The following is a 23,911-nucleotide window of genomic DNA, read 5'->3' on the forward strand; positions in this document are numbered from 1 at the left end:
TCGTGTCTTGACAAGAGGGAAGGTCAGGTCGCCGGGCGGTCGCGATGGCTGGCGTAGATCGCCGTCAGCAGGCTGATGCCGAGGATCGCCGCGAATCCTCGGACCAGCAGCAAGAGCGCCGGCAGGGCCGAACTGCCCAGGGTCAGGTCGATACCGGCAAGAAAGGACAGCAGGCCGGGTTCCAGCAGCACCCAGGTCAGATCCGCCAGTTCGGACAGCGCCACGATCAGCAGCGCCAGGGCGATCATCAGGGGCTGCGTGCCCTGTTGCTGGCCGAACCCCTCGCCGTAGCGGCCGCCGATGGCCAGCCCGGGCAGCGGGCCGCCAGACGCAGCGCCATCGCATAGACCACGGCGGCGGGCAGGACCCGGGCCAGGAACAGGACGCGCCCGGGGTGGGTCGACTGGCCCGCCAGTTGCACCAGGACCAGCATGAACGGGATCAGGATCGCCAGGCAAAGCAGGACGATCAGCAGCAATCCCAACGCATAGCGCGCCGTCTCGCGCAGGTGCAGCCGCGGCAGGACGCCGAAGCGTTCGCCCAGCAGGACGTGGCGGTGGAAGTTGACGGCCGCCCAGCTCGCCAGCAGAAGCTGCTGCAACCCCGTCAGCCCCAGCAGGACGGCGATCGCCATAGGGCTGGAAAGACCCGCCTGCGCCGTCAGGACCATGGACAGGATCAGCGACAGGATGGCGATCAGCGTCGGCAGGCCAAGGATGCGCAGGGTCTGGCCGGGACGGCGCAGCACCTGCTGCAGGGTCGCTGCGGGAATGCGCAGGATCTTCATCGAATTTCCTTGTCCAATGCGGGGGTGATAGGTGGGCCTTCCCCTTGTGACAAGGCGGGAAACGTCCTATTCCCCTCCGAAATTCCACGAAGGGTTAACCGCATGTCCGACGCGCCGAAGAAAGTCGTCCTTGCCTATTCGGGCGGGCTCGACACCTCGATCATCCTGAAATGGCTGCAGACCGAGTACGGCTGCGAGGTCATTACCTTCACCGCCGACCTGGGCCAGGGCGAGGAACTGGAACCGGCGCGCGCCAAGGCGGAACTGCTGGGCATCAAGCCGGAAAACATCCACATCGTCGACGTGCGCGAGGAATTCGTGCGCGACTTCGTCTTCCCGATGTTCCGCGCCAATGCGGTCTATGAGGGGCTTTACCTGCTGGGCACCTCGATTGCCCGCCCGCTGATTTCCAAGCATCTGGTCGAGATCGCGCATCGGCACGGCGCCGATGCCGTGGCCCATGGCGCGACCGGCAAGGGCAACGACCAGGTCCGGTTCGAGCTGTCGGCGCTGGCGCTGGACCCCTCGATCAAGGTGATCGCGCCCTGGCGGGAGTGGGACCTGACCTCGCGCACGCGGCTCTTGGAATTCGCCGAGCAGAACCAGATCCCGATCGCCAAGAACAAGCGCGGCGAGGCGCCGTTCAGCGTCGATGCGAACCTGCTGCACACCTCGTCCGAGGGCACCGTGCTGGAGGATCCGGCCGTCGAGGCGCCCGATTACGTCGCGCAGCGCATCACCGCCGTCGAGGACGCGCCGAACGAGCCCGAGTTCATCGAAGTGACCTTCGAGCAGGGCGATGCGGTCGCGATCAACGGCGAGGCGCTGTCGCCCGCCACCATCCTGACCCGCCTCAACGAATATGGCGCGAAGCACGGCGTCGGCCTGCTGGACTTCGTGGAAAACCGCTTCGTCGGCATGAAGTCGCGCGGCGTCTACGAGACCCCCGGCGGCACCATCCTGCTGGAGGCCCATCGCGGCATCGAGCAGATCACGCTGGACAGCGGCGCGGGCCACCTGAAGGACTCGATCATGCCGCGCTATGCCGAGCTGATCTACAACGGCTTCTGGTTCAGCCCCGAGCGCGAGGCGTTGCAGGCGCTGATCGACAAGACCCAGGAGCATGTGACCGGCACCGTGAAGCTGAAGCTCTACAAGGGCTCGGTGCGCACGGTGGCGCGCTGGTCGGATCATTCGCTCTACAGCGAAAAGCACGTCACCTTCGAGGACGACGCCGGCGCCTATGACCAGAAGGACGCGGCGGGCTTCATCCGCCTGAACGCGCTGCGGCTGAAGCTGATCGCGGCGCGGAACGCCCGCGTCAAGTAAGCCGGTCCCGACACCGACCGAAGGCCGCGGTCTCCGCGGCCTTTTGCATGCCGGAACGTCCGCCCCGCCCCGCGCGTTGCCCCCAATCAGGGAGGGCAAAGCCATGACGATTCCCAGGAACACCATCTGCCTCTGGTACGACAAGGATGCCGAGGCGGCGGCGCGATTCTATGCCGAGACCTTTCCCGACAGCGCGGTGACGGCAGTGCGCACGGCACCGGGCGACTATCCCTCGGGCAAGGCCGGCGACGTGCTGACCGTCGAGTTCACCGTGCTGGGCATCCCCTGCGTCGGGTTGAACGGCGGTCCGGTCTTCAAGCACAGCGAGGCGTTTTCGTTCCAGGTCGCGACCGCGGACCAGGAGGAGACCGACCGCTATTGGAACGCCATCACCGGCAACGGCGGGCGGGAAAGCGAATGCGGCTGGTGCAAGGACCGCTGGGGCATCTCGTGGCAGATCACCCCGCGCACGCTGCTCGAAGCCATGGCGGCGGGCGGCGACGAGGCGAAGCGGGCCTTCGACGCGATGATGACGATGCAAAAGATCGACGTGGCGGCCATCGACGCGGCCCGGCGCGGCTAGAGGCGCTTTCCTTTGCGGGCGGGCCGCGTCAGGATGCGGCCATGACCCAGATGAACCGCCCCGCCCGCATTGCCATCGTCACCGTCTCGGACCGCGCCTCGCGGGGGGAATACGAGGACAAGGGCGGCCCGGGCGCCGAAGACTGGCTGCGCGCCACCGTCACCACGCCGATGCAGATCAGCCGGACCATCGTCCCCGACGGCCGCGACAGCGTGGCCGCGACCCTGCGCACGCTGTGCGACCAGGGCACCGACCTGATCCTGATCACCGGCGGCACCGGCCCGGCGCCGCGCGACCAGACGCCCGAGGCCATGGCCGACGTCATCGAAAAGGAACTGCCCGGCTTCGGCGAGGAGATGCGCCGCGCCAGCCTGCGCGAGGTGCCGACCGCGATCCTGTCGCGCCAGACCGCAGGCATCCGCGGCGCCACGCTGATGATCACCATCCCCGGCAAGCCCTCGGCCATCGCCACCTGCCTCGATGCGGTCTTTGCCGCCGTGCCCTATTGCCTAGACCTGATCGGCGCCGGCTTCATCGACACCGACCCGGCGCGGATCAAGGCCTTTCGCCCCAAGGCCTAGCAGGCTGATGAAAAGCTGTTCCTCGCGGGACGAAAAATCGTTCCGGGTCTGGCAAGGATCGGCTGGAAACCGTGTCATTTCCGGCCGATTCGCAGTGAGTTTCCGGTTTTCTGATCCAGTCCGTCCCGACGCGGCCGCTTTTTCAGCAGTCTGCTAGACATTCGTCAGCCGGATATCGGCGGGCAGAGAGCGGCCGGCCACGGTTTCGGCATTGGCAAGGTCGTTTTCCAGATGCGCCAGCACCTCGGCCGGAGATTGCCCCAGACCCTGCCAACGCGCGGTCAGCCGGCGGCGCAGTTCCTCGGCGGGCACCTCCAGCATGACCGACAAGTCCCAGAGCCCGGCAAGCCCGCGCCAGGGCGCGCGGTCCAGAAGCAGGTAATTGCCCTCGACCACCACCAGCCCGGTCTGGGCCGCGACCCGGCCGGCGCCGGCGATGGCAAGGTCGCGCTGGCGGTCGAAGACCGGATAGACGACCTCGCCGCCCTGTTTCAGCCGACGGATCAGGGCGACGAAACCCTCGGCGTCGAACGTCTCGGGCGCACCCTTGCGGGGGCGCAGCCCGTCCAATTCCAGCAGCCGGTTGTCGAGGTGGAACCCGTCCATCGGCACCAGCACCGCCCCCGGCACGGCGGCGACCAGCTCGGCCGCCAGCGTGGATTTGCCCGAGCCGGGGGCGCCGGCAATGGCCACAACATGCCGCCCGGGCCCCAGCCCGGCGATTCGCCGAAGAATGTCGTCCATGTGCGTTTTCCCGGAAAGGCGACGGGGGCCGAAGCCCCCGCCGGTTTCGTTCAGGCGGCCTCGGCCACCTCGTCCGGCACCTTGGCGCCGGTCATGAAGGCCACCGCATCCGACATGGAATAATCCTGCGGCCTGATCACGCAGAGCCGCCGCCCGAGGCGGTGGATGTGGATGCGATCCGCAACCTCGAACACATGCGGCATATTGTGCGAGATCAGGATGATCGGGATGCCGCGCGAACGCACGTCGCGGATCAGCTCCAGCACCCGGCGGCTTTCCTTGACACCCAGCGCCGCCGTCGGCTCGTCCAGGATCACCACCTTGGAGCCGAAGGCGGCGGCACGCGCCACGGCGACGCCCTGGCGTTGGCCGCCCGACAGCGTCTCGACCGCCTGGTTGATGTTCTGGATCGTCATCAGCCCCAGTTCGGTCAGCTTGTCGCGGGCGAATTTCTCCATCGCCGGACGGTCGAGCTGGCGGAACACGCTGCCCATGATCCCGGGCTTGCGCAGCTCGCGGCCCATGAACATGTTATCCGCGATCGACAGGGCGGGGGACATGGCCAGCGTCTGGTAGACGCATTCGATGCCATGGCCGCGCGCCTCCAAGGGGCTGGCGAAGCGCACCGGCTTGCCGTCCAGCGTGATCTCGCCCTCGTCGGGCTGCACCGCGCCCGACAGCGCCTTGATCAGCGAGGATTTCCCGGCGCCGTTGTCGCCGATCACCGCCAGGATCTCGCCCGGCATCAGGTCGAAGTCGCAGTTGTTCAGCGCCGTCACCTTGCCATAGCGCTTGACCAGGCCGCGTGCCTTCAGAAGCGGTTCTTGCGTCATGCCGATGCCTTTCTGATCCATTGGTCCACCGCCACGGCGAGGATGATGAGCATGCCAATCAGGAAGAAGGTCCATTGCGGGTCGGTGCCGACCATCTTCAGCCCCATCTCGAACACGCCGACGATCAGCGCGCCGAAGAACATGCCGACGATGGATCCGCGCCCGCCGAACAGGCTGATGCCGCCGATCACCACCGCGGTGATGGACTGGATATTGCCCAGCTGCCCGGTCGAGGCCGAGGGCGAGACCGAGCCGAAGCGGCCGATCATCACCCAGCCGGCGATGGCGCAGAAAAGGCCGCCCAGCGCATAGACCTGGATCAGGATGCGCTTGGTCCGCACCCCCGCCAGTTCCGCCGCATCCGGGTCGTCGCCCACGGCATAGACGTGGCGGCCCCAGGCGGTATGGCGCAGCACATAGGCCAGGATGGCGACCAGCGCGACCATCAGGAACACCGCGTAAAGCACCTTGACCCCGCCCGGCTGGATGGAATTGCCCCAGAATTGCAGGGCGGGGGCCGTGGCCGCGATCTCGGACGAGCGGATGGTCTCGTTCGCGGAATAGATGTAGTTCGCCGCCAGGATGATCTGCCAGGTGCCCAGCGTCACGATGAAGGGCGGCAGCTTGACCTTGGCGACCAGCCAGCCGTTGGCAAAGCCCATGGCGGTGCCCAGCGCCAGGCCCGCGGCGATGGCCAGCGGCGCCGGGATGCCGTAGCGAAAGGTGAACTGCCCCATCAGCACCGACGAGAACACCGCGATGGCGCCCACCGACAGGTCGATGCCGGCGGTCAGGATCACCAGCGACTGCGCGCAGCCCAGGATGCCGACGATGGCGATCTGCTGCAGGATGGTGGACAGCGTCACCGCCTTGAAGAAATTCGGCGACAGCAGGCCGAAGACGATCAGCGCCACCACCAGCACGATCATCGGCACCGCCGACGGCGTCATGTGCAGCCAGTGCTGCAGGCGTTTCAGCGCGCTCTTGTGTTCCTGGAACTCGGCCACCTTTTCCGAGGCGCCCTTCAGGCCTTCCTCGTAGCTGACGGCCGCCTTTGCATCCGATGACATGGACGGTCTTCCCCCCTTGCGAGGCGCCAGCCAGGGCGCCGCTGCCTGTGATCGGGGCGAGGCAGGCGCCCCGCCCTGCGGTTCATCGGCCGATCAGCCCCAGCAAAGCTCGGCGCCCTTGGCGCTGTCGATGGATTCGATCCCCTCGACCGGCTTGTCGGTCACCAGCGTCACGCCGGTGTCGGTGAAGTCCTTGCCCTCGGTCGGCGCCGGCTTGGTGCCGTCCTTGGCGAAGGCGGCGATGGCCTCGATGCCCTTCGCGGCCATTTCCAGCGGATATTGCTGCGCGGTGGCGCCGATCACCCCGTCCTTGACATTCTGCACCCCGGGACAGCCGCCGTCGATAGAAACGATCAGCACGTCCTTTTCGCGGCCCACGGCCTTCAGCGCCTCATAGGCGCCCGCGGCGGCCGGTTCGTTGATCGTATAGACCAGGTTGATGCCCGGATCCTTGGCCAGCAGCGATTCCATCGCGGTCAGCCCGCCTTCCTCGTTGCCCGAGGTGACCTCGTGGCCGACGATGCGCGGGTCGGTCTCGTCGCCCCATTTCTCGGGATCGCCCAGCTCGATGCCGAAGCCCTGCAGGAAGCCCTGGTCGCGCAGCACGTCCACCGAGGGCTGCGAGATCCCCAGGTCCAGCATCGCGATCTTCGCCTCGGCCGCGGCATCGCCCAGGGTCGCCTTGGCCCATTGGCCGATCAGCTCGCCGGCCTTGAAATTGTCGGTGGCGAAGGTGGCGTCGGCGGCGTCGACCGGGTCGAGCGGCGTGTCCAGCGCGATCACCAGCAGGCCCGCATCCCGCGCCGACTTCACCGAATCGACGATGGCCTTGGTGTCCGAGGCGGTGATCAGGATGCCCTTGGCGCCGTCGGCGATGCAGGCCTCGACGGCGGCGACCTGGCCCTCGTGGTCACCGTCGATCTTGCCGGCATAGGATTTCAGCGTGATGCCCAATTCCTGCGCCTTGGCCGTCGCACCTTCCTTCATCTTCACGAAGAAGGGATTGGTGTCGGTCTTGGTGATGATGCAGGCGCTGTCCGCCGCCATTGCCGCGCCCGCGATCAGGGTCAGGGCCGATCCCGCAAGCGCCGCGCGCAGCAGTTTGGTCTTGGTCATGGTGTCTTTCCTCCTGTGGGCGGCGTCCTCCCGCCGGCTCATACGAAAGGCTGCCCAAGAATCCGGGGCTTGTCAATAAATCAATTTCGTTGATTTATAGGAGGGGGAGGAACGAGCCATGTCGAAACCCACGCCCGAGGCCGCCACGCCGCAAGGGCTGCGCAGCCAGAACGAGCGCCTGATCCTGTGGCTGATTCGCAGGGGCGGGCCGATGCCGCGGGCCGCGCTGGCCCAGGCCACCGGCCTGTCGGCGCAAGCGGTCACCAACATCACCCGCGAACTGATCGCCGCCGGCCTGCTGGACGCGGGAGGCGAGCGCCGGCGCGGCAAGGTCGGCCAGCCGGTGCTGCCCCTGGGGCTGGCGCCCGAGGGGGCGCTGTTTCTGGGCCTCAAGGTGGGGCGCCGGGTGGCCGAGCTGGTGCTGGTCGATTTCGCCGGCACGATCCGGCAGCTGCGGGCGCTGCCGCATGCCTTTCCGGAGCCCGACGCGATTCGCGATTTCGCCGTCGCCGGCGCGGCCGCCATGCTGGCCGAACTGACCGCGGCGCAGCGGTCGCGGCTGTCGGGAATGGGCATCGCCAGCCCGTTCTATCTGTGGGACTGGGGCGACGAGATGGCGCCCTGGCGCGGCCGCGACCTGCGCGCCGAACTGGCGCAGGCGCTGGACCTGCCGGTCTGGCTGGAAAACGACGGCTCTTGCGCCTGCGGGGCGGAAATGATGTTCGGCAGCGGCGAACTGCCCGAGGATTTCCTGTATTTCTACCTGGCGCATTTCGCCGGCGGCGGCGTGGTGCTGGACGGCAGGCTGCGGCTGGGGCCGTCGCGCAACGCGGGGGCGATGGGCTCCTATCCGGTGCCGGGCGGGCGGCAGGTGCTGGACGTGGCCTCGGTTTCGGTGCTGGAAACGGCGCTGGGCCGCGACCTGCCGCTGGACGATGCCGGCTGGCGGCTGCCGCCGGACATCGCCCGGCAATGGCTGGACGAATCGGCGCGGGTGCTGTCCCATGCGGCGCTGGGGGCGGTCGCGGCTCTGGACCTGCCGCTGGTGGTGATCGACGGCGCCATGCCGGCGGCGCTGCGGGACGCGCTGGTGCAGGCGACGGCCGGCGCCCTGGCGGGGATGCGCCACCACGGCGTCACCTTGCCCGAGGTGCGCGCCGGGACCCTGGGCCGCCGGGCCCGCACGCTGGGGGCGGCCGCGCTGCCGCTCAGCGCCGGCTTCATGCCGGGCGGCGGCATCGCCGTCCCGCGGCCGGGCCGGAACGGGCATGAAACCCAGGGTGCGCCCATGCGTTCCCCGCGGGACAGGTGAGGAAAGGAAGACGCGGCCATGGCCGACGATCCATACAAGGCGTTGGGACTGAACAGGAATGCCACTCAGGACGAGATCAAGAAGGCCTATCGCAAGATCGCCAAGACCGACCACCCGGACCTGAATCCCGATCCGGCGGCGCATGAGCGCTTCAAGGCCGCGTCCTCGGCCTATGATCTGCTCAAGGACCCCGAGCAGCGCGCCCGCTTCGACAAGGGCGAGATCGACTCCCAGGGGCAGGAGCAGGCGCAGCGGCACTATTACCGCGAATATGCGGAGCAGGGCGACAATCCCTATCGCCAGAGCCACGGGTTCGAGGATTTCTCGGACGTGTTCTCGGACCTGTTCGGCCAGCGCGCGCAGGCCCGGCGCGGCGGCGGGGCAGGCGGCGGCGGGGCAGGCGCTGGCGGGGCGAGGAGCTTCGACATGCGCGGCCCCGACCAGCGCTTCACGCTGGAGATCGACTTCATGACCGCCGCCCGCGGCGGCTCGACCCGCATCACCATGCCCGACGGCAGCGTGCTGGAGGTGAAGATCCCAGAGGGCGCGCATGACGGCCAGGTCATCCGCCTGCGCGGCAAGGGCGGCCCCGGCATGGGCGAGGGCGAGCCGGGCGACGCGCTGCTGACGCTGATCGTGGCCGAGGATCCCGAGTGGAAGCGCGACGGCGACGATGTGGAAACCACGCTGCCCATCACCATCGACCAGGCGGTGCTGGGCGGCAAGGTCGAGGCGCAGACCATCGACGGCCCGGTCATGCTGACCATCCCGCGCGGCGCCAGTTCCGGCCGGAAGCTGCGGCTGAAGGGGCGCGGTCTCAAGGGCGCCGGCGGCAAGCGCGGCGACCAGCATGTCGCGCTGAAGATCGTGATGCCGCCCAAGGTCGACGACGAACTGGCGCGCTTCATGGAGGAATGGCGCCAGAGCCACGCCTATGATCCGAGGAGGGGCAAATGACCCAGCGCCATTACACCCTGGTCGAGGCGCTCGCGCGGGTCGAGGACCTGACGCCCGAGCAACTGCACCGCTATATCCGCGCCGGCGTCGTGGTTCCGGTGCAGTCCGAACACGGCCCGCTGTTCCGCGAACTGGACCTGGCGCGGCTCAGCCTGGTCGTGGACCTGGCCGAGGGCTATCACCTGGACGAAGAGGCGCTGGCGCTGGTGCTGTCGCTGGTCGATCAGCTGCACGGGCTGCGCGGCGACATGCGGGCGATGCTGGACGCCGTGGCGCGCGAGCCGGTCGAGACCCGGGTGCGGCTCAAGGCCGCGATCCGCGAGGTGCGGGTGGTCGTCCGGGACTGATCGTCACCGAAACGTCACCGCTCCGACAAGGCGCTGTCACGCAAGGGCGCCAAACCCCGGGGGACCCAACCCCCGAGGATGCCATGACATTCCGCCTGACCTTCTGTTCGCTGATCGCCCTGGCCGCGGCCTCTCCCGCGCTAGCCGCGCCGGTCTTCAACCGCATCGCCAGCTTTGCCACCCCGGACAATATGGCCGCGGGCGAGGACCGGGCGCGCGCCACCTCGGCCGAGATCATGGCGGCGACGCCCGACGGTATGACCCTGATCTATTCCGACAGCCCGCTGGGCGCGATCGGCCTGATTGACATCGCCGATCCCCGCGCGCCGAAGCCGCTGGGCAATATTGCCATGGACGGCGAGCCGACGACCACGGTGGTCCTGGGCGGGACCGCCTTCGTGGGCGTGAACACCTCGGAAAGCTACGCTGAACCCTCGGGCGTGCTGCGCGCGGTCGATCTGGAAAGCCGCAAGGTTGTGGCGGATTGCGACCTGGGCGGGCAGCCCGATTCGGTGGCGCTGTCGCCCCGGGGCGACATGATCGCCGTCGCCATCGAGAACGAGCGCGACGAAGAGGTGAACGACGGCGCCCTGCCGCAGATGCCGGCCGGCTTCGTCGTCCGGCTGCCGGTCCGGGAAGGCCAGGTCGACTGCGCCGGCAAGCAGGTGGTGGACCTGACCGGCCTTGCCGCAATCGCCCCCGAGGATCCCGAGCCGGAATTCGTCGACTTCAACGCCAGGGGCGATCTGGTCGTCACGCTGCAGGAAAACAACCACATCGTCGTCATCGGCGCCGACGGTGCGGTCGCCGGCCATTTCAGCGCCGGGACCGTGGACCTGGACGGCGTGGACACCGCCAAGGACGGCAAGCTGGACTTTACCGGCAGCCTGAAGGCGGTGCCGCGCGAACCCGACGCCGTGGCCTGGATCGACGACGACCATTTCGCCACCGCGAACGAGGGCGACTGGCAGGGCGGCTCGCGCGGCTTCACCATCTGGAACCGCGACGGCACCGTGGTCCACGAATCCGGCCCCGCCTTCGAACATGCGCTCATCCGCATGGGTCATTACCCCGAGGGGCGTTCCGGCAAGAAGGGCATCGAGCCCGAGGCGCTGAAATATGCCGAGTTCGACGGCGAGAAGTTGCTGTTCGTCGGCTCGGAACGCGGCAATGCCATCGGCGTCTATGACGTGGCCGCCCCCGCGGCGCCGGTGCTGAAGCAGATCCTGCCCTCGGGCATCGGCCCCGAGGGGCTGGTCGCGATCCCCGGCCGCAACCTGTTTGCCAGCGCCAACGAGACCGACCTGGGCGAGGACGGCGGCGCCCGGGCGCATGTGATGCTTTACGAACGCGCCGAGGGGGTGCCGGCCTATCCGACCCTCGCCTCGGAAAAGCTGCTGGGCTGGGGCGCGCTGTCGGGCCTGGCCGTCGATCCGGCCGATCCTGCGGTGCTCTACGCGGTCAGCGACAGCGCCTACAAGGACCAGCCGGCGATCTATCGCATCCAGACCGGGCAGCAACCCGCGGTTCTCACCGACAAGATCGTGCTGATCCAGGACGGCGAGCCGGCCGGGAAGATCGACCTGGAAGGCATCGCTGCCGACGGCGAAGGCGGCTTCTGGCTGGCCTCGGAAGGCAACCCGGACCCGGAAAAGGACATCCCGCACCGGATCCTGCATGTGGACGGCAAGGGCGCGATCCAGCGCCAGGTCGAACTGCCCGCCGATCTGGTCGCCGGCTCGACCCGCTTCGGGCTCGAAGGCATCGCGCTGGCCGCCGACGGCACGCTGTGGATGGCGGTGCAGCGCGAATGGAAGGACGATCCCAAGGGTCAGGCGAAGCTGCTGAACTTCGACCCCGCGACCGACCGCTGGTCCGCAGCCCGCTATCCGCTGGACAAGGGCGAGGGCTGGATCGGCCTGTCCGAGCTCGCCATCCACGGCGACCGCATCTATCTGATCGAGCGCGACAATCTGATCGGCCAGGCGGCGCAGCTGAAACAGGTCGCCTCGGTGGCGCTGGAGGGGCTGAAGCCCGCGCCCCTGGGCGGCGACCTGCCGCTGGTCGAGAAGCGGGTCGAGCGCGACCTGATCCCCGACCTGAAGCGGTGGAACGGCTATGTCCAGGACAAGGTCGAGGGCATGGCGATCGCGCCCGACGGCACCGCCTGGATCGTCACCGACAATGACGGCGTGGACGAAGCCTCGGGCGAGACCTTCCTGTGGTCGGTCAAGCTGGCGGGATAGACGGCCCAGACGACGCGGCGAACCGCGCCTTGCGGGCGGGCAGGCTGGCCATGACGGCCAGCCGGTCCGCCTCGGACAGGCCGCCCCAGGTCGCGATTTCGTCCAGCGAGCGCCAGCAGCCGGTGCAGAGCCGACTTTCCGGGTCGATGCGGCAGACCTTGATGCAGGGGGTGGAAACGGTCATGGCGCCAGATACCGCAGCCGGTCCAGCGCGCCTTGCAGGATATAGCCGGCCGCGACCTGGTCGATGACCTCGGCCCGGCGCTTGCGCGAGGTGTCGCCTTCCAGGAGCGCGCGTTCGGCGGCGACGGTGGACAGCCGCTCGTCCCAGAAGCCGATGGGCAGCGGCGTCAGCCGTTCCAGGTTGCGGGCAAAGGCGCGGGTCGATTGCGCGCGCGGCCCTTCGCTGCCGTCCATATTGCGCGGCAGGCCCAGCACCAGCCCGACGAGCGCCCGCTCGGCCGCGATCTTCAGCAGCGCCTGGGCGTCCAGGGTGAACTTCTCGCGCCGGATCACCGTCAGGGGCGAGGCGACCGAGCGCAGCCCGTCGCTGACCGCCACGCCGATGGTCTTGGTGCCCAGGTCCAGCCCGGCCAGCGCGCCGGCGCGGGGCAGGGCGGCGGCGAAGGTCTCGATGTCGTCGCAGATCATTCCAGCCCCGCCTTTTGCGCCGCCGCCTCGATCAGATCCGAGGCGGGACCATTGCCCGAGAACCGCTGCCGCGCCTCGCCCAGGATGGCGGCGGCGTGTTCCTTTTGCCCGATCACCACCAGCGACGAGATCAGCCGCGCCCATTCCTCGGGCGTGCCGCCCTGGGTCGCCAGCCTGGTTTCCAGGCCCTTGACCATGCCCTCGACCATCTGCCGGCGCTCGTCCGGCGTCATGTTTTCGGCCGCGGCCATGCTGTCGGCATCGGGACCGGGCAGGCCGGGGCCGGGCAGGGCGGATGCGGCCGGCTCGGGCGGGGTATAGTCCGGGCGGCCGGCCAGCCAGGCGATGTCGGGGATGGCACCGCGGATCGGCGCGATCCAGGGCGCGGTCTCGGGCCCTTCGGCCAGCAGTCCGGCCCACAGCGGGAAGGCGCGGTCGGGGCGGCCGTTCTGCAGATGCAGCAGCCCCAGCAGGAAGCGGGCCTGCGGATTGCGCCCGTCGCGGGCCAGCGCGGCGGCGATGGTCTCCTCGCCCTCGCGGGTGATGAGGCCGCCCGCCGCCTCGATGGTCAGCCCGGCCAGACGCGCCAGTTCCTCGGCATCGGCCTTGTCGCCGCGCAGGGCGACCAGCCGGCGCTGCGCCTCCTTGGCGGCGACCAGGTTGCCCAGCCGTTCCTCGTGCTGGGCCAGCAGTTCCAGTCCGCGCGGATCGTTCGGGTTCTTGGCCACCGCCTGGCGCAACCGTTCGATCAGCGCGGCATAATCCGCATCGGGCGCCGGGCGCGGCCCCTTCTGCGCCTTGGCCTCGGCCTCGGCCTGGCTGGGGCGGTTGTCGTAAAGCGTCTGCGCATCGGCCAGACGCTGGGCGATGGGGGCGTCGGGGCGGTCGGGCTGGCCCAGGCGCGGATACAGCAGGAAGGCGCCGGCCAGCAGCGCCGCCAGCACCGCCAGCGCCGCCCAGCCGCCCGGCGCGCGGCGCCTGCCGCCCGCGGCCTGCAGCGCCCGGTCGGCGGCCAGCACCTTGCGGCCGATCTCGACCCGCAGGCGTTCGGCATCGGCGGCGTCGACCACCCCGCGCTGCAGGTCGCGGTCCACCTCGCGCAGCTGATCGCGATAGACGCGCAGGTCGTAGGCGGCGGCCGGCTCCTCCCCCGCCTCGGCCCGGCGACGCAGGAGCGGCGCGGCGATGGCGATGGCCACCACCCCGGCCAGCGCGGCGCAGATGATCCAGAACATGGCTTCCCCTTCGTGGCTGCCACGGTGATAGCGGCTTTGCGCGGCATGAGAAAGCCAAAGCCCTGCGACAAATGGCAAGCCCCCCCCGCCCGGGAGATATGCGCCCCGCCCTGACGCAATTATACGGGCGGCCCGTCGCAAGCAGGCTTGCCCGAAAAGCCCCCGCAAGACAGTCTGCACCAGTCGAGTCGCAAGAGGTTTCGCCATGCCCGCATCCGCCAGTTCCAGCACCGGCCGCTATTCGGTCTTTGCCATCGCCCGAGAGGCGATGAAATTGCATACCGGCTGGACCCGGGCCTGGGCCAGTCCCGAGCCGAAGAAGAAATACCAGGTCGTCATCGTCGGTGCCGGCGGCCACGGCCTTGCCACCGCCTATTACCTGGGCAAGAATTTCGGCATCACCGATGTCGCGATCATCGAGAAGGGCTGGCTGGGCGGCGGCAATACCGGCCGCAATACCACCATCATCCGCTCGAACTACCTGCAGGACCCTTCGGCGGCGATCTACAACAAGGCGCTGCAGCTTTACGAGACCCTGTCGCAGGACCTGAACTACAACATCATGTTCAGCCCGCGCGGCCTGTTGATGCTGGCCCAGACCGAGCACGAGATCCGCGGCTACAAGCGCACCGCCTATGCCAACCAACTGCAGGGCGTCGCCACCGAATGGGTCACGCCCAAGCGCATCAAGGAAATGCTGCCGATCATCAACATCGAGGGTCCGCATTATCCGGTGCTGGGCGGCCTCTACCAGGAACGCGGCGGCACCGCCCGCCACGACGCCGTGGCCTGGGGCTATGCCCGCGCCTGTTCGGCCATGGGCATGGACATCATCCAGAACTGCGAAGTGACCGGGATCGAGACCGCGAATGGCCAGGTCAAGGCCGTGAACACCGGCAAGGGCCGCATCGAATGCGACAAGCTGGCGCTGGTCGTGGCCGGGCACTCGTCGCACCTGGCCGAGATGGCGGGCTTCCGCCTGCCGATCGAATCGATCGCGCTGCAGGCGCTGGTGTCGGAACCGATCAAGCCCTGCTGCGACATCGTCATCATGGCCAACACCGTCCACGGCTACCTGTCGCAATCCGACAAGGGCGAGATGGTGATCGGCGGCGGAACCGACGGCTTCAACAACTACACCCAGCGCGGTTCCTGGAACCATGTCGAGGAAACCGTCCGCGCCCTGGTCGAGACCTTCCCAATGCTGTCGCGGCTGAAGATGCTGCGCCAATGGGGCGGGATCGTGGACATGACCGGCGACCGCTCGCCGATCCTGTCGACCACGCCGGTCGGCAACATCTTCGTGAACTGCGGCTGGGGCACCGGCGGCTTCAAGGCCATCCCCGGCTCGGGCTGGGCCATGGCCGAGGTGATCGCCAAGGGCCAGCCGGGCCCCCTGGCCAAGGATTTCGGCCTGAACCGCTTCGTCGAAGGCCGGTTCATCGACGAAAGCGTCGCCGCGGGGGTGGCGCACTGATGGAGCATGCGCGCGGGATCATGCCTGCGCCCGGCCGGTACCGGCCGGTTTCCGCCAGTTTCGGTCTGGCGGAAAGTTTCGCGCAACCCATGGGAAACTCTTGCGGCTTTGGTGAATTGTTCCTTCACGTCACCATGACCAAGGAGTTTTCTTCATGGCCGAACAGAACAAGAGCAACATCTGGATCATCGCCGGCGTCGTCGTTGTCGTGCTGGTCGTCATCTACTGGTTCATGTCCTCGGGCACCGAGCCGGCAGCAACGACCGAACCCGCGACGCCGCCTGTCGTCAGCAGCGAGCCCGCGCCGACCGATGACGGTGCGGTTTCCGTCGAGCCGCCGGCAACCGCTCCGGCCGATCCTGCTGCTCCGGTCCCTGCCGAGCCTGCACAGCCCGCGGCTCCGGCCAACTGAGGCGACCCTTCGGGCGCCTGAGCGCGCCCTCACGAACGAGGGCCGGGGGGCGGTGCGCCCCTCGGCTTGCGCTGCTTCGCGCGGTGTGCCGCTGCCTGCGCTGCCGGCCGCTTTCCCCGCATTGCGGAAAGCGCCGGCCCGCCTGCGGCCCGGCCTTTCCCATCGCGACCTGATCCGCGCCGCCCGGCTGCTGTCCCTTGCCGGGCAGGCCGCGGATGGGCGCCGAGCCCTTTCCGATCATTATCAGCTTACCGACGCCGCCACGCGCGCCCGGCCCCTGGCCCGGGTGCCCGCGACCGCGTGCGCCCTGCCGCCCAAGGAGTGAACGATGCTGACCCTGACCTGCCCCTATTGCGGCATCGCCGCCGAGGAGACCGAGCTCGCTCCGGGTGGCGAAGCGCATCTGAAGCGCTTCGGCCCCGGCTCGACCGACGAACAGTTCGAGGCCTATCTTTTCGGCCGCAAGAACCCCAAGGGTGTGCATTTCGAGCGCTGGCGCCACGCCTATGGCTGCGGCAAGTGGTTCATGGCCGCCCGCGACACCGCCACGCTTCAGGTCTTCGGCACCTATACCGCCCAGACCCCGCATCCGACGCCCGAGATCGTCGCCGCCGTCCAGGCCGCGCGTCCCGGCTGGCAGCCCGACTGGACTGACACCACCGCTGACACCTCCGCCGAAAGCCCGAAAGCATGACCCAGACCGGACCCTTCCGCCTGCCGCGCGGCGGCCGCCTGATCGACCGCGCCTATCAACTGCCCTTCCGCTTCGACGGCCGCCAGATGCGCGGTGTCGCGGGCGACACCCTGGCCTCGGCCCTGCTGGCGAACGGTCAGCTGATGATGGGCCGCAGCTTCAAGTATCACCGCCCGCGCGGTCCCGTCGCCTCGGGCGCCGAGGAACCCAACGCGCTGCTGGGCCTGGGCGAGGGCGGCCGGTTCGAGCCGAACCAGCGCGCCACCACCACGCCCTTGGTCGGCGGCATGGTCACGGCCAGCCAGAACGCCTGGCCCAGCCTGAACACCGACATCGGCGCGATCAACAACTGGATGTACCGCTTCTTCCCGGCGGGCTTCTATTACAAGACCTTCATGCATCCGCGCCCGTTCTGGAAGCATGTGTTCGAGCCGATCATCCGCCGCTCGGCCGGTCTGGGCAAGGCCCCGACCGAGGCCGATCCGGACCGCTATGAACAAGCCTATGCCCATGTGGACGTGGTCGTGGTCGGCGGCGGCATCGCCGGCCTGACCGCGGCTCTGGAAGCCGCCCGCAGCGGCAAGTCGGTCTGGGTGGTCGAGCAGACCCCGCAATTCGGCGGCCGCACCCCAACCGACCACAGCGACGGCCAGGCCCGCATCGACGCCCTGGTGGCCGAACTGCGCGCGCTGCCCAACGTCACGCTGCGCCGCTCGACCATGGCGACCGGCCTTTACGACCACGGCTATCTGCTGGTCCGCGAATCGGTGGCCGACCACGAATCCAATGCCGCGATCCCGCGTCAGCGCCTGTGGCGCATCCGGGCCGGCCATGTCGTCGTCGCCACCGGCGCGCTGGAGCGTCCGCTCAGCTTCGCCGGCAACGACATCCCCGGCGTGATCCTGGCCTCGGCCGTGCGCGATTTCATCGACCTCTACGGCGTGTCCCCGGGCCGCAAGATCGTCGTCGTCACCAACAATGACGACGCCTATCGCACCGCGCTGGTGGCTCTGGCCGCCGGGGTGCAGGTCGCCGCGGTGATCGACGCCCGCGCCACGGCCAACGGCGCGCTGCCCGAGGCGGTGCGCGGCCACGGCGTGCGCGTGCTGACCGGCAGCGCCATCGCCGGCGTCAAGGGCGGCAAGGCCGTCGAAGGCGTCAAGGTCTGCGCCCATTCCGGCTCGGGCAACGTGACCGAGGTGATCGATGCCGATTGCGTCGCCATGTCGGGCGGCTGGTCGCCGGTGGTCCACCTGTGGAGCCATTGCGGCGGCAAGCTGACCTGGCACGACGACCGCGCGATGTTCGCCCCCGACCCGAACCGTCCGCCGACCGGCGCCGACGGCAAGGCCATGGCGACCTGCATCGGCGCCGCCGCCGGCGACCTGCACGTCGCCGAGGCGACCGGTGCGGCCGAAGAGGGCGCGATCCTGCCGGTCTGGGTCATGCCGACCAACGCCACGCGCAAGATGAAGTTCAAGATGTGGCTCGACTTCCAGAACGACGTGAAGGTCTCGGATGTCGAACTGGCCGCGCAAGAGGGCTATCACAGCGTCGAGCACACCAAGCGCTACACCACGCTGGGCATGGCGACCGACCAGGGCAAGGTCAGCAACATCAATGGCCTGGCCATCCTGTCCAAGGCCCTGAACCAGCCGATCCCGCAGACGGGCACCACGACCTTCCGTCCGCCCTATACGCCGCTGACGCTGGGCACCATCGCCGGCGAAGCGCGGGGCGAGATCTTCCAGCCGCTGCGCAAGACCCCGATGCACGCCTGGAACGAAGCCCATGGCGCCCATTGGGAGCCGGTCGGCCATTGGCGCCGCGCCTATTGCTACCGGCAAGGCGCCGAGACCCCGCATGACGCCGTGGCGCGCGAGATCCGCGCGGTCCGTGCCTCGGTCGGCACGCTGGACGCCTCGACCCTGGGCAAGATCATCGTCAAGGGCCCGGATGCGGGCAAGTTCCTGGACATGATGTACACCGGCATGATGTCCACCCTGCCGGTCGGCAAGTGCCGCTATGGCCTGATCTGCAGCGAGAACGGCTTCCTGGTGGACGACGGCGTCGCCGCGCGCCTGTCCGAGGACACCTGGCTGGTGCATACCACCACCGGCGGCGCCGACCGCATGCACGGCCACATGGAAGACTGGCTGCAATGCGAATGGTGGGACTGGAAGGTCTATACCGCCAACGTGACCGAGCAATGGGCGCAGGTCGCCGTGGTCGGCCCCAAGGCGCGCGTGCTGCTGGAACGCCTGGGCGGCAACATCGATCTTTCGGCCGAGGCGCTGCCCTTCATGGGCTGGATCGAGGGCGACATCGCCGGCATCCCGGCGCGCGTCTATCGCATCAGCTTCTCGGGCGAGTTGTCCTTCGAGGTGGCCGTGCCCGCGAACCGCGGCCTCGAGCTGTGGGAAAAGCTGCATGAGGCCGGCCGCGACCTGAACGTGACCCCCTACGGCACCGAGGCCATGCACGTCATGCGCGCCGAAAAGGGCTTCATCATGATCGGGGACGAGACCGACGGCACGGTGATCCCGCAGGACCTGGGCCTGAACTGGGCGATCTCGAAGAAGAAGGCCGACTACATCGGCAAGCGGGCGCAGGAACGCAGCCACATGACCGACCCCCGGCGCTGGAAGCTGGTGGGCCTGGACAGCGTGGACGGCCGCGTGCTGCCCGACGGCGTCTATGCCGTGGCCGAGGGCACCAATGCCAACGGCCAGCGCAACACGCAGGGCCGGGTGACCTCGACCTACATGTCGCCGACGCTGAACAAGCCCATCGCCATGGCGCTGGTGCTGAACGGCCCGGACCGCATGGGCGAGGTGCTGGAATTCCCGGTCGCGGGTCAGGAAAGCTACAAGGCGCGGATCGTCGATCCGGTCTTCTATGACAAGGAAGGGAGCCGGGCGAATGGCTGAGGCACTGGCGAAGATCTCTCAGGTGCAGGACTGGGGCATGATCCAGATCCGCGCCGACCTGTCGCGGGCGGGCGATGCCATTGCCGGCGCCGCGGGCCTCGCGGTCCCGGCGCAGGGCTGCACCACCACGGACGGCAGCCGCGTGCTGGGCTGGATGTCGCCCGACGAGCTGTTGCTGGTGCTGCCCAAGGCCGAAACGGCCGCGGCGCTCGCCGCCCTGCAGGACGCGCTCTCGACCGAGCATGCGCTGGCGCTGGACGTCAGCGACATGCGCGCGGTCTTCCGCATCCAGGGCGCGAAGGCGCTGCAGGTGCTGACCAAGCTCTGCCCGGCCGACCTGTCCGCCATGCCCGAGAACGGGCTGCGCCGCACCCGCGCCGCCCAGGTCGCCTGCGGCATCTGGCGCGAGCCCGGCGGCTATGTTCTGGTCGGCTTCCGCTCGGTCGGGGACTACCTGCGCGGCATCCTGACCGGCGCCGCGTCGCCCGGCACGGACCTGGAACCGCGCTAAGCCCTTGCCGCCGCGCGGGCGGGGCGTATGGATGACCCATGAACACGGGGGTTGATTCCATGCGTCCCATAATCCGCGCGACGGCGCTTTGCCTGTTCGCCCTGACCCCGATGCCTGCGGCGGCGCAAGAGCCGGTGGTGATGATGTGCCGGATCACCGACGAAAGCGGCACCGGCTGGGTGCCCGAGTTCATCATGCTGACGCGGCAGACATCCGGCCCCCACGAGGGCCGGATCGAGGTTTTCGACCCCATTCTCAAGGACCTGTTGGGCCGGCCGATCCCGGCGCAGGTGACCGCCGACGACGCCCGCGCGCGCAGCTATGGCTGGGCGCTGGCCGGGGTCCGGAACCGGTCCGGCCAGCGCACCGAGCGGCTGGATTATCGCCTCACGGTCTCGAAACGCGACGGCAGCGCACAGGTCGCGGCGACGGCGCTCGGCTATGACAATGTGATGACCGGCAGCGGCGTCTGCGGCTCGCCCGGCGGCGGCTAGGGCCGGAACCCGCGCCGCCCCGAAGGCGTTTAGCGGCCGACAGGGCTTTTCCCCGTCTGGCTCCTGTGCCAGAACATCCACCGGAACCCTTGGAAAAGGAAATCGAAAATGGCCTTCACGCTTCCCGACCTTCCCTATGCCCATGACGCGCTTGCCGCCGGCGGCATGTCGAAGGAGACGCTGGAATACCACCACGACAAGCACCACAAGGCCTATGTCGACAAGCTGAACGAGCTCGTCGCCGGCACCGAATGGGAAGGCAAGAGCCTCGAAGACATCGTCAGGGGCACCTACCAGTCGGGCGCCGTGGCGCAGAACGGCATCTTCAACAACGCCAGCCAGCACTGGAACCACAGCCAGTTCTGGGACATGATGGCTCCGAAATCCGGCGCCATTCCCGGCGATCTGGAAAAGGCGCTGACCGAATCCTTCGGCTCGGTCGACGAGTTCAAGAAGAAGTTCTCGGAAGCCGGCGCGGGCCAGTTCGGCTCGGGCTGGGCCTGGCTGGTCAAGGACAAGGACGGCAGCCTCAAGGTCACCAAGACCGAGAACGGCGTGAACCCGCTCTGCTTCGGTCAGACCGCGCTTCTGGGCTGCGACGTGTGGGAGCACAGCTACTACATCGACTTCCGCAACGCCCGGCCGAAATACCTGGAAAACTTCCTGTCCAACCTGGTGAACTGGGAAAACGTGGCCTCGCGCCTCTGACTCCTGCGCCCGCGACAGACCGAAAGGCCCGCCCGAACCGGCGGGCCTTTTCTTTTGTGGCGCGCGACTCTGTTGCACCAAAGAGTTGATGGCCGGATTTCCCCCTTCCCCGGACAGATCTATCCCACGGCCTCTGTGACGGGGATGCCAAGCGCGGTGTAACGGTTCAGAATAGCGATACGGACCTGAAGCTCGGCGACCTGTCGGTCAAAGTCCCGTGCCATGAGGCGCTGACCCAGCAGTTTCACACAGTGCATCTTCGTCTCGACGCGGCTTCGGGGGTGGTATCCACTCCATCGTCGCCAGAGGGCACGACCGAGGTATTTCGATGCCCGCAGAGCCTCGTTTCGTGCGCCCGCGCCGGCGGCGACTGTCTTCCAGGGTTTGGCGTTCTTGCGGGGCGGAATGACAGCGTCGGCGCCGCGGTCAGCGATGGCATCGTGGCATTTGCGGGTGTCGTAGGCGCCGTCTGCTGTGACGCGGCCGATCTGCTCGTGCGCCGGGATCTGTTTGAGCAGGTCGGGTAACACCGGCGCATCGCCGATGTGGCTCCCTGTGATCTCCACCGCCCGAACCTCCAGCGTTTCCTCATCAATCCCCAGATGGATCTTGCGCCAGACGCGCCGTTTCGGGCCGCCATGCTTGCGGGCGTGCCACTCGCCTTCGCCCTCGACCTTGATGCCAGTGCTGTCGATCAGCAGGTGCAGCGGCCCCTTGGACCCGCGATACGGTATGTTCACAGCCAGGGTCTTCTGGCGACGGGACAGGGTGCTGAAGTCAGGCACCGTCCAGTCGAGACCAACCAACTGCAGCAGGCTCTCGACGAAACCAGTCGTCTGCCTGAGCGCCATGCCGAAGAGCACCTTCATCGAAAGACACGTCTGAATGGCGGCATCGCTGTAGGTCTGCTGGCGGCCACGCCTGCCTGTCGGCGCGGCATCCCAGCTCATCTCGGGGTCGAACCAGATCGTCAGCGAACCCCGGCGCTTGAGCGCTTCATTGTAGGCTGGTCAGTTCCGGGTTCTGTATGTCGGGGATGCGGGTCGGCTCATGCAGACCAGCTACCGTACGGGTTTCATCAGATGAATCCATGACAGGATTTGTGCAACAGTGCCGCCCATTTCCATGCGCAGGGTCTGTCCATCGCCCAGATCGCCCGCAAACTGCGCATCTCCGATATCTCGGTCCGCACCTATCTGCGCCGCGAGGCCGAGAACCGCGAGCGACTGCGCGCTGATGCGGAGCGCCGCGCCAGAAAGAGGACGTGAAGCATGATTGAAGTCGAGTTCAACGATGCGGTTATCCGTCGTGCGTTTAAGGAGATAGAGGGCGTTTACCGACACTTCAGGCCTGATGAACGACCTTGGCGATTCGCTGCTTGCCTCAACGACAAAGCGATTCAAGGCTGGCGTGACGCCGGAGGAACCGCTTTCGCGCTGCGGTCGCCCGTGACGCTTGGGCACTACGACAAGGCAGGCGAGCACTACGGTAAGAAGCCGCTGTGGCGTCATGGTGACCTTTACGGCAAGATCCACATGCAGGCCGAAATGGACGCCGCGACGATTGGGTCAAACGCCATTCAGGCGGCGATGATGCAATTCGGCGGCCGCAAGGCCGAGCATCCGAACCTCTGGGGTGACATTCCCGCCCGGCCCTTCATCGGCCTGTCAGACGAAGATCGCAGCGACGTGTTGGAAATCATCGACGAGTGTTTGCAGCGCGCTGCGGGCTCGCCCGGGTAGTGCCGCAGCCACATTCGCAACATCTCCCGGACTATTGTTTGTAATCGGTTATTGTCAGCTATTCCCACGAATTGCGGCTGAATTGGTGACATTGCGGGAGAATTAGTGCGTTACATTTGTGCCGAAATATCCTGGGGGGAACGCGGGGCCTTCCCCACGTGGGGGGCAAAGCCCCCTTGCCCTCGCCCGAAAAGCCCCGCATGGCTGGCAGTCGCAAGGGGAACGGGACGATGCGCGAAGGCACGAAAGGCTTCTGGGCGATGATCGCGGTCTGCGTCAGCTGGGGCCTGTCGCCGATCTACTACCGCGCGCTCGCGCATGTCCCCACGGTCGAGGTGCTGGCCCACCGCACCCTGTGGTCGCTGGTGCTGTTCGGGGTCGTGCTGGGCCTGCAGGGCCGGCTGCGCCAGCTCGCCGCGGCGCTGGCGGGGCCGCAGATCGGGCGCATCGCCTTCGCGGCGATCACGGTCTCGGCCAACTGGGGGCTGTTCATCTGGGCGGTGCAAGCGGGCCATGTGGTGCAAAGCTCGCTCGGCTATTACATCTTCCCGCTGGTCGCGGTGCTGCTGGGCGTCCTCGTCTTCGGCGAGCGGCTGACCCGCGCGCAGGCCGCCGCGGTGGCGCTGGCCGCGCTGGCGGTCGGGCTGCTGACCTGGGGCCTGGGCGTCGCGCCCTGGATCAGCCTGGGGCTGGCGATCACCTTCGGGCTTTACGGCGTGGTCAAGAAGGCGCTGGCGTTGGGGCCGGTGCTGTCGGTCGCGGCCGAGGTGGCGCTGCTGTCGCCCCTGGCCGCGGGCTGGCTGATTCTGCAGGGCGCCGGACTGATGCCGGCCGCGCTGGCGCAGCCGTTCGTCTTCGGTACCGACCTGGCAAGCAGCCTGCTGCTGGTCGGCTCGGGCCTGATCACGGCGGTGCCGCTGATCCTGTTCAGCTATGCCGCGCGGCGGCTGGGCATGGCGGCGCTGGGGCTGATGCTCTACCTGAACCCGACGCTGCAATTCCTCTGCGCGGTGCTGCTCTTCGGCGAGCCCTTCACCCGTTGGCACATGATCGCCTTCGCGATGATCTGGGGTGCGCTCGCGATCTATTCGGCCTCGGCGCTGGGGCAGGCGCGCCGCGCGGCGGCATTGGCAAACGGGTGAAACCGCGTAT

Annotated in this window: 25 protein-coding genes and 1 pseudogene; 16 read left to right on the forward strand and 10 right to left on the reverse strand. The window is 68.2% G+C overall.

Going from position 1 to position 23,911, the window contains the following annotated elements; translation table 11 throughout:
* Window positions 1-23: 23 nt before the first annotated feature.
* Window positions 24-248, reverse strand: a complete 225-nt coding sequence (locus tag JCM7685_RS03575) for a hypothetical protein (RefSeq protein WP_074969382.1) — start codon at window positions 246-248, stop codon at window positions 24-26.
* Window positions 248-787, reverse strand: coding sequence for a hypothetical protein (locus JCM7685_RS03580; RefSeq protein ID WP_074969380.1), 540 nt, complete (start codon window positions 785-787; stop codon window positions 248-250). Before JCM7685_RS03580 ends, JCM7685_RS03575 begins: the two co-directional genes overlap by 1 nt.
* A gap of 102 nt (window positions 788-889) precedes the next feature.
* Between JCM7685_RS03580 and JCM7685_RS03585 the strand changes: the two genes are divergently transcribed.
* The 3 genes from JCM7685_RS03585 to mog all read left to right on the forward strand — a co-directional run bounded on the left by JCM7685_RS03585 (window position 890) and on the right by mog (window position 3,280).
* Entirely contained in the window at window positions 890-2,116 is a 1,227-nt protein-coding gene (locus JCM7685_RS03585; RefSeq protein WP_074969378.1) for an argininosuccinate synthase, read from the forward strand.
* A gap of 103 nt (window positions 2,117-2,219) precedes the next feature.
* A complete protein-coding gene (locus JCM7685_RS03590; RefSeq protein ID WP_074969376.1) occupies window positions 2,220-2,699 on the forward strand; it encodes a VOC family protein in 480 nt (159 codons plus the stop codon).
* A 41-nt stretch (window positions 2,700-2,740) separates the two neighbouring features.
* Window positions 2,741-3,280: a molybdopterin adenylyltransferase gene (mog, locus tag JCM7685_RS03595; protein ID WP_074969374.1), complete on the forward strand. Its 540-nt coding sequence runs from the start codon at window positions 2,741-2,743 to the stop codon at window positions 3,278-3,280.
* A 153-nt stretch (window positions 3,281-3,433) separates the two neighbouring features.
* Here the strand turns inward: mog and JCM7685_RS03600 are convergent, their stop codons facing one another.
* From JCM7685_RS03600 to JCM7685_RS03615, 4 genes are all read right to left on the reverse strand, one after another.
* The gene (locus tag JCM7685_RS03600) at window positions 3,434-4,024 is read right to left on the reverse strand and encodes a nucleoside/nucleotide kinase family protein (RefSeq protein ID WP_074969372.1); all 591 of its coding nucleotides are present in this window, start codon (window positions 4,022-4,024) and stop codon (window positions 3,434-3,436) included.
* 50 nt (window positions 4,025-4,074) lie between these two features.
* Complete coding sequence (locus JCM7685_RS03605) at window positions 4,075-4,857, reverse strand: ATP-binding cassette domain-containing protein (protein WP_197701065.1); 783 nt, start codon at window positions 4,855-4,857, stop codon at window positions 4,075-4,077.
* Complete coding sequence (locus JCM7685_RS03610) at window positions 4,854-5,927, reverse strand: ABC transporter permease (RefSeq protein WP_074969369.1); 1,074 nt, start codon at window positions 5,925-5,927, stop codon at window positions 4,854-4,856. The genes JCM7685_RS03605 and JCM7685_RS03610 overlap by 4 nt, the downstream gene beginning before the upstream one ends.
* 93 nt (window positions 5,928-6,020) lie before the next feature.
* The gene (locus JCM7685_RS03615; RefSeq protein ID WP_074969368.1) at window positions 6,021-7,043 is read right to left on the reverse strand and encodes a sugar ABC transporter substrate-binding protein; all 1,023 of its coding nucleotides are present in this window, start codon (window positions 7,041-7,043) and stop codon (window positions 6,021-6,023) included.
* A 118-nt stretch (window positions 7,044-7,161) separates the two neighbouring features.
* On the opposite strand from JCM7685_RS03615, the gene JCM7685_RS03620 reads away from it, so the two are divergent.
* The 4 genes from JCM7685_RS03620 to JCM7685_RS03635 all read left to right on the forward strand — a co-directional run bounded on the left by JCM7685_RS03620 (window position 7,162) and on the right by JCM7685_RS03635 (window position 11,905).
* Window positions 7,162-8,355, forward strand: coding sequence for an ROK family transcriptional regulator (locus tag JCM7685_RS03620; protein WP_074969366.1), 1,194 nt, complete (start codon window positions 7,162-7,164; stop codon window positions 8,353-8,355).
* 18 nt (window positions 8,356-8,373) lie between these two features.
* Window positions 8,374-9,312: a DnaJ C-terminal domain-containing protein gene (locus tag JCM7685_RS03625; protein WP_074969364.1), complete on the forward strand. Its 939-nt coding sequence runs from the start codon at window positions 8,374-8,376 to the stop codon at window positions 9,310-9,312.
* On the forward strand, window positions 9,309-9,659 hold the full coding sequence (locus JCM7685_RS03630) for a hypothetical protein (RefSeq protein WP_074969363.1): 351 nt from the start codon (window positions 9,309-9,311) through the stop codon (window positions 9,657-9,659). The genes JCM7685_RS03625 and JCM7685_RS03630 overlap by 4 nt, the downstream gene beginning before the upstream one ends.
* Before the next feature lie 83 nt (window positions 9,660-9,742).
* Window positions 9,743-11,905 carry an esterase-like activity of phytase family protein gene (locus JCM7685_RS03635; RefSeq protein ID WP_074969361.1) on the forward strand — a complete coding sequence of 721 codons (2,163 nt, stop codon included), beginning with the start codon at window positions 9,743-9,745 and terminating at the stop codon, window positions 11,903-11,905.
* Here JCM7685_RS03635 and JCM7685_RS03640 read toward each other — a convergent pair.
* From JCM7685_RS03640 to ccmI, 3 genes are read right to left on the reverse strand one after another with little or no spacing between them, the layout of a single operon-like run.
* Complete coding sequence (locus JCM7685_RS03640) at window positions 11,889-12,089, reverse strand: DUF1289 domain-containing protein (RefSeq protein WP_074969359.1); 201 nt, start codon at window positions 12,087-12,089, stop codon at window positions 11,889-11,891. The two genes, JCM7685_RS03635 and JCM7685_RS03640, sit on opposite strands and share 17 nt — an antisense overlap.
* Complete coding sequence (gene ruvX, locus JCM7685_RS03645; protein WP_074969357.1) at window positions 12,086-12,556, reverse strand: Holliday junction resolvase RuvX; 471 nt, start codon at window positions 12,554-12,556, stop codon at window positions 12,086-12,088. The genes JCM7685_RS03640 and ruvX overlap by 4 nt, the downstream gene beginning before the upstream one ends.
* Window positions 12,553-13,791 carry a c-type cytochrome biogenesis protein CcmI gene (ccmI, locus tag JCM7685_RS03650; RefSeq protein ID WP_074969355.1) on the reverse strand — a complete coding sequence of 413 codons (1,239 nt, stop codon included), beginning with the start codon at window positions 13,789-13,791 and terminating at the stop codon, window positions 12,553-12,555. Before ccmI ends, ruvX begins: the two co-directional genes overlap by 4 nt.
* Before the next feature lie 205 nt (window positions 13,792-13,996).
* Here ccmI and JCM7685_RS03655 point away from each other — a divergent pair, with 205 nt between their 5' ends.
* The 7 genes from JCM7685_RS03655 (at window position 13,997) to JCM7685_RS03690 (ending at window position 21,017) form a co-directional block, all read left to right on the forward strand.
* The gene (locus tag JCM7685_RS03655) at window positions 13,997-15,268 is read left to right on the forward strand and encodes a sarcosine oxidase subunit beta family protein (RefSeq protein WP_074969353.1); all 1,272 of its coding nucleotides are present in this window, start codon (window positions 13,997-13,999) and stop codon (window positions 15,266-15,268) included.
* 154 nt (window positions 15,269-15,422) lie between these two features.
* Entirely contained in the window at window positions 15,423-15,680 is a 258-nt protein-coding gene (locus JCM7685_RS03660) for a hypothetical protein (RefSeq protein ID WP_074969352.1), read from the forward strand.
* 328 nt (window positions 15,681-16,008) lie between these two features.
* Window positions 16,009-16,374 carry a sarcosine oxidase subunit delta gene (locus JCM7685_RS03670; RefSeq protein WP_074969348.1) on the forward strand — a complete coding sequence of 122 codons (366 nt, stop codon included), beginning with the start codon at window positions 16,009-16,011 and terminating at the stop codon, window positions 16,372-16,374.
* Entirely contained in the window at window positions 16,371-19,304 is a 2,934-nt protein-coding gene (locus tag JCM7685_RS03675; RefSeq protein WP_074969346.1) for a sarcosine oxidase subunit alpha family protein, read from the forward strand. Before JCM7685_RS03670 ends, JCM7685_RS03675 begins: the two co-directional genes overlap by 4 nt.
* A complete protein-coding gene (locus tag JCM7685_RS03680) occupies window positions 19,297-19,815 on the forward strand; it encodes a sarcosine oxidase subunit gamma (protein ID WP_074969344.1) in 519 nt (172 codons plus the stop codon). The genes JCM7685_RS03675 and JCM7685_RS03680 overlap by 8 nt, the downstream gene beginning before the upstream one ends.
* Window positions 19,816-19,874: 59 nt before the next feature.
* Window positions 19,875-20,309, forward strand: coding sequence for a hypothetical protein (locus JCM7685_RS03685; protein ID WP_074969342.1), 435 nt, complete (start codon window positions 19,875-19,877; stop codon window positions 20,307-20,309).
* Window positions 20,310-20,417: 108 nt separating this feature from the next.
* Entirely contained in the window at window positions 20,418-21,017 is a 600-nt protein-coding gene (locus JCM7685_RS03690; protein WP_074969340.1) for a superoxide dismutase, read from the forward strand.
* A 119-nt stretch (window positions 21,018-21,136) separates the two neighbouring features.
* On the opposite strand, the pseudogene JCM7685_RS03695 reads toward JCM7685_RS03690, so the two are convergent.
* Window positions 21,137-22,069, reverse strand: a pseudogene (locus JCM7685_RS03695) (IS5 family transposase).
* Window positions 22,070-22,288: 219 nt separating this feature from the next.
* On the opposite strand from JCM7685_RS03695, the gene JCM7685_RS03700 reads away from it, so the two are divergent.
* Window positions 22,289-22,759: a phage virion morphogenesis protein gene (locus tag JCM7685_RS03700; RefSeq protein ID WP_100526026.1), complete on the forward strand. Its 471-nt coding sequence runs from the start codon at window positions 22,289-22,291 to the stop codon at window positions 22,757-22,759.
* Between the two features lie 230 nt (window positions 22,760-22,989).
* Window positions 22,990-23,901 (forward strand): EamA family transporter RarD, encoded by a 912-nt coding sequence (gene rarD, locus JCM7685_RS03705; protein WP_074970230.1) that lies wholly within the window; start codon window positions 22,990-22,992, stop codon window positions 23,899-23,901.
* Window positions 23,902-23,911: the final 10 nt, after the last annotated feature.

Source organism: Paracoccus aminovorans, from assembly GCF_900005615.1.
GTDB lineage: Bacteria > Pseudomonadota > Alphaproteobacteria > Rhodobacterales > Rhodobacteraceae > Paracoccus > Paracoccus aminovorans.